Raw genomic sequence first — 14,688 nt, forward strand, 5'->3', positions numbered from 1 at the left:
CCGCCTTCGCGCCAGTGTCAGGGCATCAGGCCGAGCTGCGCCATGATGCCCGCCAAGTCGGGGTGGATGCTGAGCTCCACGAACCTTCCATCCTCTACCCGAGCGAAGTACGCCCCCCGCCCAACCACCGTCTTGCCGGTGGGCGGCACCTGCGTCGAACCCACCGCCATGGGACCGGTGTGGGTTCCGGTGAACTCCACCTCGGCGGCGACCGCAGCATCATCATCGTCCACGAAGAGGCTCGTACGGCGAATCCGCATGTCCGGCAACGCGGTCAGCCATGCCTGCACGTATTCACGCGCGCCCTCCTTGGTAGTGATTGGCGCGCCCATCGTGGTGTCGCGAAGCACGAAATCATCGGCAAGCAGGTCAACGAAGGCATCGAGACTGTGGGTGTCCCACGCCGCGAGCCGGGCATCATCCAACCTTTTGAGGGCTTCCCTGTCGATCACGCACCTCCAGCTGACAACCGCACGCCCTCGGTACATCCTGCCTGGGCACCGCCGACCAGCCGTCGCATATCGCTTATTCCGCACCGATCAAGGCGGCGACGTCGGCCGGCTACGAGGCCCATGATCGTCCGCCCGCGCTCGCCGGTTTGGCTGCTCGCTCGGCTGCTCGACGGGCACACGGTTGCGGAAGGGTGTAGCGCCTACTGGACCACCCGTCGCCCTACCAGGAGTTATGCCCGACGGCTCCCCAATGATGCGCTTGATCATTGCGCGCATGTTCCGGATCTTGCCCGCCAGGGCCGGTGGAACCCGCCCCGGGCCGACGTTCAGGCGGTGGGGGAGAGGGGTGACGCCACCTGCGCCACCGCGTCGGCGGCGCGGGGCGACGGGGGCTCCCAGCCCGGCTCCAGCTCGCGCCGGGCGGCGTCGAGGAAGCCGTCGGCGTACGAGTCGGCGGGGAAGTCGCCGAGGTAGCGGCGGCGGGTCTCCCACCGGGCCGAGGCCAGCGGATCGGTGTCCAGCAGCCCGGTCAGCACGTCGTCCACGTTGGACATGTCCCGCCGCAGCACGTAACCCGAGCCGGCGAGGGGGAACCGCGCCACGAAGTCGTCGCCGTCCACCCCCATGTCGGTCACCGCGTACGGCTTGCCGGAGTAGAGGAAGTCGGAGATCACCCCGGAGACGTCGGAGACCAGCGCGTCCGCCCGGTTGACGCAGTCGACCAGGGACAGCTCCCGGCTCGCCGCGGGGCCCCAGAGGTGCTGCCGGCCGGTGCGGTTGCGGTCGGCCGCCAGCAGCTCGGTCAGCCGGGCCAGCTGCCGGGCCGAGGCCGGGTTCTGCGAGGTGTACGGGTGGGCCCGCAGAATCACCGTCGCCCCCCGGTCCAGCAGCCGGCGCAGCAGCGTCTCGGCCACCGGCAGCGAGCAGTAGTTGGCGTCGGCGTGGTGCCCCGTCCAGGTCGGGGTGTAGAGCACGGTCGGGTGCGCACGGCCGGTGACCGGCTCGGTGCGTACCTCGATCGCCTCGACCTGCGGGCGGCCGACCACGACGAACTTCTCCGCCGGGATCTCCACCCCGGCGCGGGCGTACCGCTCGACGGCGGCCGGACCGGCCACGAAGATCCGGTCGAAGATCGCCGACACCGGGTTGGCGCTCGGCGCCTTGTCGCTGTCGCCGTGGTGCAGCTGCACGTGGGTGAGCTGGGAGAACCGGATGCAGTGGCTGTTCTTCGCGCCGTGGTTGACGTAGAACGCCACCCGCAGGCTCGGCACCAGCGCCTCGTCCATCGCCTTGAGCGTCGGGCAGTAGACGACGGGGGCGCTCGTCGCGGCGGCGACGGTCGACAGGAACTCCGGCTCCCGCAGCAGCACCAGGAACGGCCGGCCGAGCCGCTCCAGGTACGGCAGCCACATGGTGACCTGGTACTCGGAGCCGGGGGGAGCGGAGAAGTAGAGCAGGAACTCCGGCTGGTGCGCCCGCAGCGCCCGGGCGACCGGCCCGCCGCCCGGCGCCGGCCGGAACCGCCGGCGGGCCAGGTCGAGCCCGACCACCGCGCACGCGCCGGCCACCAGCAGGCTGGCGGCCAGCGCGACGACGGCGGGCAGGGCGAGCGCGGCGCACACCGCCACCACCCCCAGCAGGGCCAGCAGCGCGCCGCCGAGTCGCGCGGCGACCAGCGGGGTCCAGGTGCGCACCGGCAGGTTCGCCGCCCGGATCTCCAGGTTGCCGGCGTCGCGCAGCGGCCCTACCAGCAGCACCAGGCCGAGCAGCGCCAGCGCGGTGAGCACCAGCGCCGGGTCGAAGCCGCCGTCGAGCCGGCGGGCGTACCCGACCAGGATCCCGGCGGCGAGCAGCACCGACTCGGCGCTGATGTCGGCGCCCGGCCGGACCCGGCGCTCCGCCGCGGCCGCGACGAGCGCGGCCACCGCCAGCGCCAGACCCCAGCCGGTGGCGCCGGTCAGCGCCACCACCAGGAACGCGATCACGGCCAGACCGATGGTCAGGCACCGCGCGATCAGTTTCCTGACCAGGTCACCACGCATGTCGCCCACTCGCCTCCGGGTCGCGGGTCAGCCGGCGTCGACGCCGCTGGCCAGCCGGTCCTGGTCGGCGGCGGTGGGCTGCGCCGGCACCGGGGCCGGCTCGCCCGGCGCCCGGCGTACGTCGATCACCTGGCCGGTCAGGTCGGAGATCAGCACGTCCAGCGAGGACTGGGCCACGGTCTCGGCGGCGAGCAGGGTGTGCTCGGGCTCCTCGCCGAAGGCCTTGGTACGCATCGGGGTGGCGGTGCGCTCCGGGTTGATGCAGTTGACCCGTACGCCGAACTCGGCCCACTCGTCGGCCAGCGCCTGGGTCAGGTTGACCAGGGCCGCCTTGGTGGCGGAGTAGAGGGCGTACTGGGCCCGGCCCCGGGTGTAGGAGCTGGACGTGTAGAGCAGCAGCTGACCCTTGGTCTGCTGGAGGTACGGCAGCGACTGCCGGGCGGCGATGACCGGGCCGACGAAGTTGACCTGGAGCACCCGGTCCATCGTCTCCTGGTCCATGTCGGTCAGCGAGCCCTTCTCCAGGATGCCGGCGGTGACCACCACGTGGTCGATCCGGCCGGTGGCCTCGAAGGCGGTCTTCAGCGCGGCCTCGACGTCCTCGGCGCGCTCGACGTGGGTGCCGGTGGAGGAGCGGCTGAACGGGAAGACCTGGGCGCCATAGCGGCGGGCCAGCTCGGCCAGGTCGTGGCCGATGCCGTAGCTGCCGCCGAAGATGACGATCGTGCGGCCGGTCAGCTCCTCGGTGTAGCTGCGGTGGTCGGTCAGCCGGGGCGCCTGGGCGGCGGCGAGCTGGAAGAGCTTGTCCGCCAGGTGCACGTCGACCGGGTGGGTGACCTTGATGTTCTCGTCCGAGCCGTCGATCACCTTGATCGGCGTGCCGGGCAGGTAGCGCAGCACCACGCCGCAGTCGTCGGTGGCGGCGAAGTTCGGGTCGCCCTCGGCCCGCCGGTACGCCTCCCGGATGGTGCCGGAGCGGAACGCCTGCGGGGTCTGGCCGCGGCGCAGCGTGGCGCGGACCGGGATGTCGGTGATGCACTCGTTCTCGTCGACCTGGATGATCGTGTCGGCCGAGGGGATCGCCACGTCGACGGCGGAGTAGGTCCACAGCGCGTTCACGCACTCGCGCACGATGCGGGCGCTGACCAGCGGCCGGACCGCGTCGTGGAAGAGGATGTTGACGTCACCCTCGCCGACCGCGTCCAGGGCGATCCGGGTGGTGGCGTTGCGGGTGTCGCCGCCCTCGATCACCTTGCTGACCTTGCGGAAGCCGGCCTTGTCGACGATCTGCTGGGCGTCGGCGACGTGGCCGGTGGCCATCAGCACGATGATCTCGTCGATCTCCGCCGCGGCCTCGAAGACGGCCAGGGTGTGCTCGATGATCGGCTTACCGGCGATCTTCAGCAGCTGCTTCGGGATGCCCAGGCCGAGCCGGGTCCCGGTGCCACCGGCCAGCACCACCGCCACCGTCCGCGAGGGCCGCCACGGCGCCGGGGTCTCCGGTGTGGCGTCCGGGCCAGTGGTGTGGTCCTGCGTCATTGCCGATCCTCACTTCCAGGAATGCCTGAACGAAAGATTGCGCCCGAGTGGCGACGGGTTGAACCTTAACGCGCGGACCGCGCCGCCCCAACGGGGCGACGCGGTCCGGGATGTTACTTACCGTTCGAGAACGCCTCGTATGCCCGGATGACCTCGTCGGTCGGTCCGTCCATCCGCAGCACGCCCGATTCCAGCCAGATCGTCCGTTCGCAGGTGTCCCGGATCGAGGAGAGCTGGTGGCTCACCAGGAACACCGTGCCGGCGCCCTCCCGCAGCTCGCGGACCCGCTGCTCGCTGCGCTTGCGGAAGCCCTTGTCGCCGGTGGCGAGCGCCTCGTCGATCAGCAGCACGTCGTGCTTCTTGGCGGCCGCGATGGAGAAGCGCAGCCGGGCCGCCATGCCGGAGGAGTACGTCCGCATCGGCAGGCTGGCGAAGTCGCCCCGCTGGTTGATCCCGGAGAACTCGATGATCTCCGGGGCCATCCGGGCCACATCGTCCGGGTGCATGCCCATGGCCAGGCAGCCGAGCGTGACGTTCCGCTCACCCGACAGGTCGTTGAGCAGGGCGGCGTTCACGCCGAGCAGCGAGGGCTGGCCCTGGGTGTAGACCGCGCCCCGGTTCACCGGCAGCAGGCCGGCGATGGTGCGCAGCAGGGTGGACTTGCCGGAGCCGTTGCTGCCGATCAGCCCGATCGCCTCGCCCCGGTACGCGGTGAAGGAGACTCCCTTGACCGCGTGCACCTCCTGGATGTTCGGAGCGGAGGACCGCTTCACCAGCCGCCGCAGCGCGGCCACCGGCGAACTGCCCCCACCGGCGCCCTTGTGCACCCGGTAGATCACATGCGCGTCGTCCACCACCACGGTGGGGATCCGCTCCGTCAGCCGGGGCAGCGTGACGGTGGCGTCGTTGGACGCCTCGAAGTGGTCAACCACGGCCGTACTCCTGTTCGCCGCGCCAGAAGTAGATGAAGCCCCCGACACCCGCCAGCACCGCCCACGCCGCGCCGACCAGCCAGAGCTGGGCCAGCGACTCGTTGAGCAGTGGAGCCTGCTCGAGCAGGGAGTAGCGGGCCAGCTCGATGTAGACCAGCATCGGGTTGAACTGGACCACGGTCGTCGCCCAGCCCGGCAGCCGCTCGAAGAGGCTGACGCTGTAGAGGACGCCGGAGCCGTACATCCAGGTGCGCAGGATGAAGGGCATGACCTGCTTCAGGTCGCTGGCCTTGGCGCCCATCCGGGCGACCACCATCACGATGCCGGCGTTGAAGACCGCCTGGAGCAGCAGCGCCGGCACCACCATCAGCCACTTGAGGGTGATCGGCTCGCCGGTCACCAGCACGATCCCGACCAGCACGATCATCGAGGCCAGCAGCTGCTGAAACTGGGTGAGCGTGGCGGCCAGCGGCAGGCTGGCCCGGGGGAAGTGCAGCGCCCGGATCAGCCCCAGGTTGCCGCTGATCGACTGGGTGCCGGCCAGCACCGCGCTCTGGGTGAAGTTGAAGATGAACAACCCGGTGGTCAGGTACGCGATGAAGTTCGGGATCTCGTTCTGGGCGAGCACGATCCCGAAGATCAGGTAGTAGACCAGGGCGTTGGTGAGCGGGGTCAGCACCTGCCAGACCTGACCCAGCTTGGCGTTGCTGTACGAGGCGACGAGCTTGGCGTTGGCGTACGCGGCGATGAAGTGCCGGTAGGACCACAGCCGGCGGCTGTATTCGGCCAGGGAGGGGCGCTCACCGGCGACCCGTAGTCCGTGCCGGGCGGCCAGCTGCGCCTGGGTCAGGCCCGTTTCGGGGTCGACCAGCGCGGTGTCGGCCATGGAAGGGCGCTCCGATCTTTCGTGCCAACGGGATGCGCGCGACGATGGAATCTTACGAGGGAGCTGTTCGCGGAGGCCGCCTCGTCGCTGCGTGGACGGTAGTCCAAAACACGTCGGGACGCAACCGTACCGTCGTTGCGGTACATTGGCCCACGTGACAGCTGCGGAGGGTCCCCGATGACCAGCGAAAAGAGGCGTACGCCGGCCGGCGCCGCGGTGCTCCGGGGCGACATCACGAAGGCTATCCGGCGCGCGCTGATGCAGGAGCTCGCCGCGGTCGGCTACGGCCGGCTCTCGATCGAGGCGGTCGCCCGCCGGGCCGGGGTCAGCAAGACGGCCATCTACCGCCGGTGGAGTTCCAAGCTCGAACTGGTCCTGGAAACCGTGGTCGCCGCCGCCGGCAACAAGCTGCCCGCGCTGGACACCGGCACCCTCCGCGGCGACCTGGCGCTGCTGTTCCAGGTGGTGGCGCACGCGCTGAGCCACCCGCTGGCCTCGCAGATCATCCCCGACCTGCTCGCCGAGGCGGCCCGCAACCCGACCATCGACCAGACCCTGCAGCAGGTGCTCCGGGGCAAGCAGCAGGAGATCGGCGGCCAGCTCATCGGCCGGGCGATCGAGCGCGGCGAGCTGCCGGCCGGCACCGACCCGGACGCCGCGGTCGACCTGATCGTGGGGCCGCTCTACTGGCGGCTCGCCATCGCCCGCACCCCGCTCACCGACACCTACCTCGACACCCTCGCCGAAGCGGTCGCGGCCGGCCTCGGCGCCGAACCGGCGCTGCCCCGCCAGCGCGAGGCGCCGGTGTCCGGCTGACCCGGGAAACACCGGTGAGTCCCGACGCGTCACCGCCGCGCCACCTGCCGGACATCACGAAAAGGTGGTTCCGGCTACTCTGCAACCCGGACCGGAGCCGGGCCGCCCCCGTGGCGCCGCCCGCCGCATGCCTGTCGCGCACATCGCCCACACAACGACAAGGACGACCCGTGTCGAACGCCGACCACGTTGCCGTCGAGGAGCGTTCCGCTCCCGCGGACGCGTCCCCCGAGAGCCCGCAGGCGCCTGGTCGGCGCCGGCTGTCCGCGCTGATCGCGGCGGCGCCCGCCGCCGTCACCGACGCGGGCGTGGTCGGCTTCGCGCTCTGGACCGTGCTCTACCACGCCGCGTTCCTGTTCAGCCTCCGCCCGTCGGTGACCTTCCTGATCTGGGTGGCGTCCGGCGTGCTGCTGGCCGGCTGGGCGGGGGTGCGCGCCTGGCGGCGCAGCGGCGCGGTCACCGCGTCGACGCCGGCGGCGCCGAGCCCGGCCCCCGCCGCTCACCCGCGCCGCTGGGTGCTGCCGATCGTGGCGGCCGCCGCCGTGGCGGCGATCACCGCCGGCCTGGCCGGCACGCCGGCCGGGGACGGCATCTCCTGGTGGGTGCCGGCCGCCGCCGGGATCGTCGCGGCCGTCGGCGTGATGCTGCTGACCCGGCGGGCCTGGCTGGCCGGGCCCGCGCCCGAGCCGGCGGCACCCGCGCCGACCGCGCTCCAGTCGGCGTACGCGCTGCTCGTCTCGGTCGGGGTGGCGATCTCCTCGCTGTTCATCGCGCGCAACACCCCCGACGACGTCTACTACGTCGGCAAGTCGGTCTGGGTGGCCGAGCGCGACATCGTGCCGCTCAACGACTTCCTCTTCACCGAGAACGTCGCCCCGGCGATGGGTTCGCAGCCGCCGACCCCCTCCATCGAGGTGTTCGCCGGCGCGCTCGGCCGGGTGCTCGGCATCCACGGCGCCTCGGCGACCTGGTACGTGCTGCTGCCGGCGCTGGCCGTGCTGGCCATCCTGGCGCTCTGGCGGCTGGTCCACCGGTGGGCGCCCCGCCGCCCGGTGCTGGCCTTCAGCGTCGCCGTCGCCTATCTCTACCTGGTGGCCGGGGCGGACGCCGCGCTGGGCACCTTCCACCTGCCCCGGCTCTACGAGGGCAAGGGCATGTTCGTCTCGGCGGTCATCCCGCTGATGTGGCTCTACCTGACCGAGTGGTTCGACACCCGCTCGCGCCGGTCGCTGCTGCTGGTCTTCGCGCTGTCGGTGACCGCCGCCGGCCTGACCACCACCTCCGCGATCATCCTGCCGATGCTGGTCGGCGCCGCGGGGCTGGCCATGCTGCTGGTCGGCCGCTGGAAGGACGCCCTGATCGGCGGGGTGGCCGCCGTCGCGTACCCGGTCGGGGCGATCGTGGTGTCCCGGCTGGTGCTCGGCGGGATGACCGCGACCGGCGCGGACGACGCCTTCTTCGACGCCGAGTACACCTACCGGCGGACGCTGCTGGTGGGGATCGTCGGCGTGATCAGTGGGCTGGCGCTCTGGTGCGGCCCGCTGCTGGCCCGGCGCCGCACCCCGGCGCTGCTGGCCGCCGGCGCCACCCTGACGATGAGCGTGCTGCTGATCCCCGGCGTGCTGGAGGTGCTGGGCGACCTCAGCGGCATCTCCGTGGTGCTCTGGCGGGTGCCCTGGCTGCTCGCCCTGCCGGCGCTGATCGGCCTGCTCTGCACGGTCGACGTCCCGTCACCCACGCCGCTGCTGCGCGGCGCGGTCGGGGGCGTGCTCGCGGCGGCGATGGTCGCCTGCTTCGCGATGTGGGCCACTCCGATGTGGTCACCGGAGAGCTGGGTGCAGACGCACGAGCGGCCCACCTGGAAGCTGCCCCAGCAGCGGCAGAAGATCGCGTTCTGGATCAAGGACCAGGATCGGCCGGACGGCGTTGTGCTCGCCCCGTCGGTGATCATGCGGACCTCGCTCATCGTCTCCAGCGAGGTCCGGGTGGTCCTGCCGCGCGACTTCTACCTGGTCGAGTACGACCTCAACTCGGACTTCGCCAAGGACCGGCTGCTGCTCGCCCGGTTCGCCGACGGCCGGATCCAGCCCCCGAAGGACGAGGTGGCCACGGCGGTGCGGCGGGTCGGCGTGGGCACCATCTGCGTCTACAACGGCAACCGGTACGCCCGCGACACCGTGGTCGACCTCGGCTTCCAGGAGTTCGCCGCGCGCAAGGGGCCGGGGGCGATGACCTGCTACCGACCGGCCGGCTGAGCGGTCCGACACCCACGCCCCGGCGGCGCGCCGGCCCGTGTCGCGGCGACGATGATCGTGCCCGACACCCGAGCGACGCCGGGGCATCCACTCGCGTTAAGGTCGCAGTCACCCGTAGCCGGGTCGAACCGGACACGGCGCGGGAAATACCACCCACGTCGCGGCGTGACGTCGACGACACGGGCAACGCCCGTCATCGATCTCATAGGGAGCGTAACCGTTGTTCGGCACGTTAATGGAACGCATCGGCGTCGCCGCCCGTGGCGCGCTGCTGGTGCTGTCCTACCTGGTCATGCTCGTCGCGGGCGCCCTCGGCTGGGTGCCCGTCTTCGCCGTGGCCGGGCTGGCCGCCGTCGTCGGTGAGTTCGCCCTCTCCCGGTGGTCGCCGGCGACGGACCTCCTGTTGGAGAAGGTCGGCCTCAACCGGGGCTACCGGCAGCTCAGCCGCGACCTGGCCACCGTGCTGCTGGTCGCCGCGACCGTCCGGCTGACCGCGATCGAGGTGACCTGGCTGCTGATCCTGCCGGCCGCGGTGTGGGTGATCGCGGTCTTCTCCGGCGCGCTCAACACGATGATCGACCGTCGCAACCCGATCTCCGCGCTGGTCCGCAACATCGAGCTGGGCCCGATCCGGTCCGCGCCGCGCCCGCCGCAGTGGGCGTCCGACCTCGCCGGCGTCCCGCTGGCGGTGGTGAACGTGCTGCTGATCCCGGCCGCCGTGGTGGCCGCGGTCCAGGAGGACGTCACCCCGGTCCTGGTCGTCGGCGCGGTGGCCGTCGTCGTCGCCGCGGCGGTCGGCGCGATCATCGCGCTGACCTGGCTGCGCGGCCGGGGCACCGGCGCGAGCCCGGTGCTGCCGGTGCTCCAGCGCTGGCTGGACAGCTACCGGCCCGAGGTGGCGCTCTACTTCGCCGGCCCCGCCAAGGACGTCTACCAGGCCAACATGTGGCTGGCCCCGACCGAGGCACTGAACCAGCGCGGCATCGTGCTCTTGCGCAGCAGGGAGGCCTTCCTCGAGCTGGCCGACACCCGGCTGCCGGTGGTCTGCGTACCGGCCGGGGTCGACTTCATGAACCTCGAACTGGGCACCGTCCGCGCCGCGCTCTACGCCGCGAACGTCGGCGCGAACATCCACATGCTCCGCGAGCCGGGCATGAAGCACGTCTTCGTCGGGCACGGCGACAGCGACAAGCAGGCCAGCGTCAACCCCTACAGCAAGGTGTACGACGAGGTGTGGGTCGCCGGCCTCGCCGGACGGGAGCGCTACGCCCGGGCCGCTGTCGGCGTACGCGACGAGGACATCGTCGAGATCGGACGCCCGCAGCTCGCCGGCGTGCACACCTTCGGCGCGCCCGCCGAGGACCGGCCGTTCACCGTCCTCTACGCCCCCACCTGGGAGGGTTGGCTGGACGACGACCCGTACCACACCTCGGTGGTGCTGATGGGCGAGCGGATCGTCAAGGGACTGCTGGCCACCTCGCCCGCCGTCCGCCTGATCTACAAGCCGCACCCGCTGACCGGCTCCCGCTCCAAGGAGGCCAAGGCCGCGCACGAGCGGATCGTGTCGCTGGTCCGGGCGGCCGGCGGCGACGTCGACGCCACCTCGCTGGACGGCCCCGGCCACCGGGTGGTCACCGGCCGCGTCCCGGCGCTGTTCGACTGCTTCAACCAGACCGACCTGCTGATCAGCGACGTGTCCAGCGTGGTCTCCGACTTCGTGCAGAGCCAGCGGCCGTACGTGGTCGCCAACCCGAGCGGGCTGCCCGAGGACGAGTTCCGGCGGGAGTTCCCGACCTCGCGGGCGGCGTACCTGCTCTCGGTCGACTGCGGCGAGCTGGAGAAGATCCTCGTGCTCACCCGGACCGGCGACGACCCGATGACCGAGGCCCGGCGCGAGCTGAAGACCTACCTGCTCGGCCCGGCCGAGGCGAACCCGATGGACCGATTCCAGGAGGAGATCGGGCGGCTCTGCCGCTGACCCAGCGCACCAGGAGGCCCGGGACGACGACTCGTCCCGGGCCTCCTCGTCTGCCGGCTCAGCGCAGCAGGTCGGCCACCGCCTCGGCGGCGGGCACGTCCGCCGGCAGCTCCGCGACGCCGGTGACCGCCGCCAGCGGCAGCGCGCCGTACAGGTGCGGGAACCGGGCGCCGTCGCGGGACGGCTCCCAGCGCAGGTCGTCGCCGAGCAGGTTCGGGTCGACGGTGAGCAGGGCCAGCCCGGTGGCGCCGCCGTAGTGCCGCCGGGCGGTCTCCACGATCTGGTCCGCCGCCGACAGGTGCAGGAACCCGTCCTGGCGGTCCAGGGCCGAGGCGGGGACGTACCCGTCGACCCCGGCCCGCGCCCACTCGTCGAGGGTCACCAGTTTGTAGATCATGACGGCAGCGTACGGCCCGCTCCGCCCGCCCCGGGGCCGGTCGAGCTGTCCGGTGGCCGGACCGGGCCTCCCGCCCGCCGCGCTCTTCTGCCACCATTCGCACGTCATCCGTACGACGAATGGGGGCCACCCGTGCGCATCCTGCTGGTCGAGGACGACCGTCGGGTGGCCGCCGCCCTCTCCTCGGCGCTGACCCGGCGCGGGTACGAGGTCGAGCACGCCGCCACCGTCGCCGCGGCCCTCTCCGCCGCCCCCTGCGACCTGGTGCTGCTGGACCTGACCCTGCCCGACGGGGACGGCACCGAGGTCTGCCGGGAGCTGCGCCGGCGCAGCAGCCAGCTCGGCATCATCGCGGTGACCGCCCGGGGTGAGGAACGCGACCGGGTGCTCGGCCTGCGGCTGGGCGCCGACGACTACGTGGTGAAGCCGTTCTCGATGGTGGAACTCCAGGCCCGGATAGAGGCGGTGCTGCGCCGCGCGTCGCACACCGTGCCGGAGCGGGACCTGATCGAGGCCGGCGCCGTGCGCATCGACGTCGCCGGCCGTACGGTCACCGTCGCCGGGCGGCCGGTGGCGCTGACCCGCAAGGAGTTCGACATCCTGCTCTCGCTGGCCCGCCAGCCCGGCGTCGCGGTGCCCCGGGACCGGATCCTGCTGGACGTCTGGGGCACCACCTGGGCCGACCGGCACACCGTCGAGGTGCACGTGGGCTCGCTGCGCGGCAAGCTCGGTGAGCCCCGCCTGGTGGAGACCGTGCGCGGGGTCGGCTACCGGCTCCGCGGCGAGTGAGGGGCGGCCGGTGCGTCGCCGACTGGTGATCAGCTACCTGCTGCTGATGGTGCTGGTGCTGCTGGCGTTGGAGACCCCGCTGGCGGCCACCCTCGCCTCCCGGGAGACCGACCGGGTCCGCGCCGACCGGCTCGCCGACGCGACCCGGTTCGCCTCGCTGGCCGGGCCGGCGCTGCGCGGCGGCGTGCCCGGACCGCTCAGCGGCGAACTGGCCGCCTACGAGGAGCTGTACGGCATCGGCGCGGCGGTGGTCGACCGGGACGGCCGTACCGTGGTGGTGTCGCCCGACTGGCGCACCGGCCGGGACGCCGAGACGGCGCGCGACACGGCCCTGGCGGGCCAGCAGTTCAGCGGGCCGGAGGCGGTCTGGCCGTGGGTGGACGGCCCGCTGGTGGTGGCGGTGCCGATCAACGACGGTGGCGAGGTGCTCGGCGCGGTGGTGACCGCCACCCCGGCCGGCAAGGTTCGGCGCACGGTGACGGTTTGGTGGCTGCTGCTGGCCGGGATCGGCCTGCTCGCCGTGCTGGCCTGCGTCTCCACCGCGTTCGGGCTGGCCGGCTGGGTGCTGCGCCCGGTGACCGAGCTGGACGCGGTGACCCACGAGATCGCCGAGGGCGACCGGGGGGCGCGGGTGCAGCACCGGCTGGGCCCGCCCGAGCTGCGCCGCCTCGCGGCCAGCTTCAACAACATGGCCGACGCGGTCTCCGACGTGATGGACCGGCAGCGCGCGTTCGTCGCCCACGCCAGCCACCAGCTCCGCAACCCGCTGACCGCGCTGCGACTGCGGGTGGAGGAGCTGGGCCCGAGCCTGACCGACCCGGACGGCCGGGCCGAGCACCGGCTCGCGCTGGAGGAGACCGACCGGCTGGCGCTGGTCCTCGACGCCCTGCTCACGCTGGCCCGGGCGGAGCGGGAGGAGAACCAGCGGGTGACCGTGGACGCGGCGGAGGTCGCCGCCTCGCGGGTCGCCGCGTGGGAGCCGCTGGCCCGGCACCGGTCGGTGGCCCTCCGGCTGCGCGCCCGTGGCCCGGCGTACGCCCGGACCGTGCCCACCGCCGTCGACCAGGCGCTCGACGCGCTGATCGACAACGCGGTGAAGTTCAGCGGGGCCGGGGGAGAGGTTACCGTCACCGTCCGGTACGCCGACGGCGGCACCGCCCTCGAGGTACGCGACACCGGGCCGGGCATGACGCCAGGCCAGCTGGACCAGGCCACCGAGCGGTTCTGGCGGGCGCCGGACGCGCAGAACATCGACGGCGCTGGGCTCGGGCTGACCATCGTCGCGGTGCTGGTGGACGCCTCCGACGGGCGGCTGACCATGCGGGCGGGGGAGCCGCGCGGCCTGGTCGCGGAGCTGTGGTTCCCGGCCCCCTGGGACGGCGCGACCAGCGGCGCCGAGGGCGTGCCGGCCGATCCCGACGGCCCCGCACCCGACGACCCACCACCGGGTCCGGTCGACCCGCCACCGGCGTTGGCCGCCACCGGGCCCACCCCGGCGGACGCCCCGGTGCCGCAGCAGGCGGGCCCGGGGCACCCGGCCGAAGACGTGGGCGTCGACGGGGCGCCGGCCGGGACCTGAGCGGTCAGGGCTTGACGGAGCGGTACCAGTCGGCTGCGCCCGGGTGCAGCGGCAGCGGCGCGGTGGCGATCGCCGAGCGGGGGCTCATCCGGCCGGCCGCCGGATGGGCCGCGGCCAGCTCGGCCCGGCGCTCCATCAGCAGCCGGGTCACCTCCCGCACCAGCGACTCCGGCAGGTCCGCCCGGACGATCAGGTAGTTCGGGTTGGCCACCGTGGTGACCGGGTCGAGGTGGTACACCGAGCGCGGGATGTCCCGCGACACGTACACCTCGCGGTAGCTGCGGCGCAGCGGCTCGGTCCACTCGCCGAGGTCGACGACCCGGGTGGCCGAGTCGGCCGTCAGCTCGCGCACGGCGCGCACCGGCAGCCCGCCGGAGAAGAAGAACGCGTCGATCTCGCCGGCCCGCAGCGCGGCCACCGAGTCGTCCAGGTTGAGATGCTTCTGCTGGACCCGGTCGCCGCCGAGTCGGGCCACCTCCAGCAGCCGGGTCGCGGTGACCTCGGTGCCGGAGCCCGCCGCGCCCACCGACACCCGCCGGCCGCGCAGGTCGGCGACCGTCCGGACCGGGCCGCCGGCGGTGGTGACCAGGTGCAAAAGGTCGTCGTAGACCCGGGCCACCGCGAGCACCGACGGGTGCGAGGCGGGCCCGGTGGGCAGCACGTCGGCCTGGGTGAAGCCGAGTTCGGCCTCACCCGCGCCGACCAGCCGCACGTTCTCGGCGGAGGCGGCGGTGACCACCACGCTGGCCCGCACCCCGGGCAGCTCCCGGTTGAGGATGGCGGCCAGCGACTGCCCGAAGGCGTGGTACACGGCCGTCGGGCTGCCCGTGGCGATCCGGATCGGCACCGGCTCGGCCGGGGAATCGCGGCAGGCGCCCAGCCCGCCCGTCGACACGAGGAGCAGCATCAGCAGCGCCGCCGGGGCGGCGGCGCGCCGCCGGCCGGGGACAGACCAGCAACGGCTCACGCGCAGCACTCTGCGCCGCGCACCGCCCCGGGCGCAAGCCCGCCCGGTCGGCGTAC

General features: G+C 73.0%; 11 protein-coding genes and 1 pseudogene. 5 read left to right on the forward strand and 7 right to left on the reverse strand.

Going from position 1 to position 14,688, the window contains the following annotated elements; translation table 11 throughout:
• Nucleotides 1-17: 17 nt before the first annotated feature.
• From ACTWM8_RS10775 to ACTWM8_RS10795, 5 genes are all read right to left on the reverse strand, one after another.
• On the reverse strand, nucleotides 18-452 hold the full coding sequence (locus ACTWM8_RS10775) for an ester cyclase (protein WP_446213685.1): 435 nt from the start codon (nucleotides 450-452) through the stop codon (nucleotides 18-20).
• Between the two features lie 326 nt (nucleotides 453-778).
• Nucleotides 779-2,494, reverse strand: coding sequence for a CDP-glycerol glycerophosphotransferase family protein (locus ACTWM8_RS10780; protein ID WP_446213686.1), 1,716 nt, complete (start codon nucleotides 2,492-2,494; stop codon nucleotides 779-781).
• Nucleotides 2,495-2,521: 27 nt separating this feature from the next.
• The gene (locus ACTWM8_RS10785; RefSeq protein ID WP_446213687.1) at nucleotides 2,522-4,033 is read right to left on the reverse strand and encodes a D-ribitol-5-phosphate cytidylyltransferase; all 1,512 of its coding nucleotides are present in this window, start codon (nucleotides 4,031-4,033) and stop codon (nucleotides 2,522-2,524) included.
• Between the two features lie 113 nt (nucleotides 4,034-4,146).
• Nucleotides 4,147-4,965 (reverse strand): ABC transporter ATP-binding protein, encoded by an 819-nt coding sequence (locus ACTWM8_RS10790; RefSeq protein ID WP_088962955.1) that lies wholly within the window; start codon nucleotides 4,963-4,965, stop codon nucleotides 4,147-4,149.
• The gene (locus ACTWM8_RS10795) at nucleotides 4,958-5,851 is read right to left on the reverse strand and encodes an ABC transporter permease (RefSeq protein WP_446213688.1); all 894 of its coding nucleotides are present in this window, start codon (nucleotides 5,849-5,851) and stop codon (nucleotides 4,958-4,960) included. Before ACTWM8_RS10795 ends, ACTWM8_RS10790 begins: the two co-directional genes overlap by 8 nt.
• Nucleotides 5,852-6,067: 216 nt before the next feature.
• Between ACTWM8_RS10795 and ACTWM8_RS10800 the strand changes: the two genes are divergently transcribed.
• From ACTWM8_RS10800 to ACTWM8_RS10810, 3 genes are all read left to right on the forward strand, one after another.
• Nucleotides 6,068-6,667, forward strand: a complete 600-nt coding sequence (locus tag ACTWM8_RS10800; RefSeq protein ID WP_446214520.1) for a TetR/AcrR family transcriptional regulator — start codon at nucleotides 6,068-6,070, stop codon at nucleotides 6,665-6,667.
• Between the two features lie 170 nt (nucleotides 6,668-6,837).
• A complete protein-coding gene (locus tag ACTWM8_RS10805) occupies nucleotides 6,838-8,922 on the forward strand; it encodes a DUF6077 domain-containing protein (RefSeq protein WP_446213689.1) in 2,085 nt (694 codons plus the stop codon).
• Nucleotides 8,923-9,142: 220 nt separating this feature from the next.
• Complete coding sequence (locus tag ACTWM8_RS10810) at nucleotides 9,143-10,900, forward strand: CDP-glycerol glycerophosphotransferase family protein (RefSeq protein WP_446213690.1); 1,758 nt, start codon at nucleotides 9,143-9,145, stop codon at nucleotides 10,898-10,900.
• A 58-nt stretch (nucleotides 10,901-10,958) separates the two neighbouring features.
• On the opposite strand, the gene ACTWM8_RS10815 is transcribed toward ACTWM8_RS10810, so the two are convergent.
• Nucleotides 10,959-11,297 (reverse strand): DUF952 domain-containing protein, encoded by a 339-nt coding sequence (locus ACTWM8_RS10815; RefSeq protein WP_446213691.1) that lies wholly within the window; start codon nucleotides 11,295-11,297, stop codon nucleotides 10,959-10,961.
• A 132-nt stretch (nucleotides 11,298-11,429) separates the two neighbouring features.
• On the opposite strand from ACTWM8_RS10815, the gene ACTWM8_RS10820 reads away from it, so the two are divergent.
• Nucleotides 11,430-12,086 carry a response regulator transcription factor gene (locus ACTWM8_RS10820; RefSeq protein ID WP_088962950.1) on the forward strand — a complete coding sequence of 219 codons (657 nt, stop codon included), beginning with the start codon at nucleotides 11,430-11,432 and terminating at the stop codon, nucleotides 12,084-12,086.
• Between the two features lie 10 nt (nucleotides 12,087-12,096).
• Nucleotides 12,097-13,565 (forward strand): annotated as a pseudogene (locus tag ACTWM8_RS10825) (ATP-binding protein); the annotation flags it as partial.
• A gap of 104 nt (nucleotides 13,566-13,669) precedes the next feature.
• On the opposite strand, the gene ACTWM8_RS10830 reads toward ACTWM8_RS10825, so the two are convergent.
• Complete coding sequence (locus tag ACTWM8_RS10830) at nucleotides 13,670-14,632, reverse strand: TAXI family TRAP transporter solute-binding subunit (protein ID WP_446213692.1); 963 nt, start codon at nucleotides 14,630-14,632, stop codon at nucleotides 13,670-13,672.
• Nucleotides 14,633-14,688 lie beyond the last annotated feature (56 nt).

Source organism: Micromonospora sp. IBSANI012 (assembly GCF_052814045.1).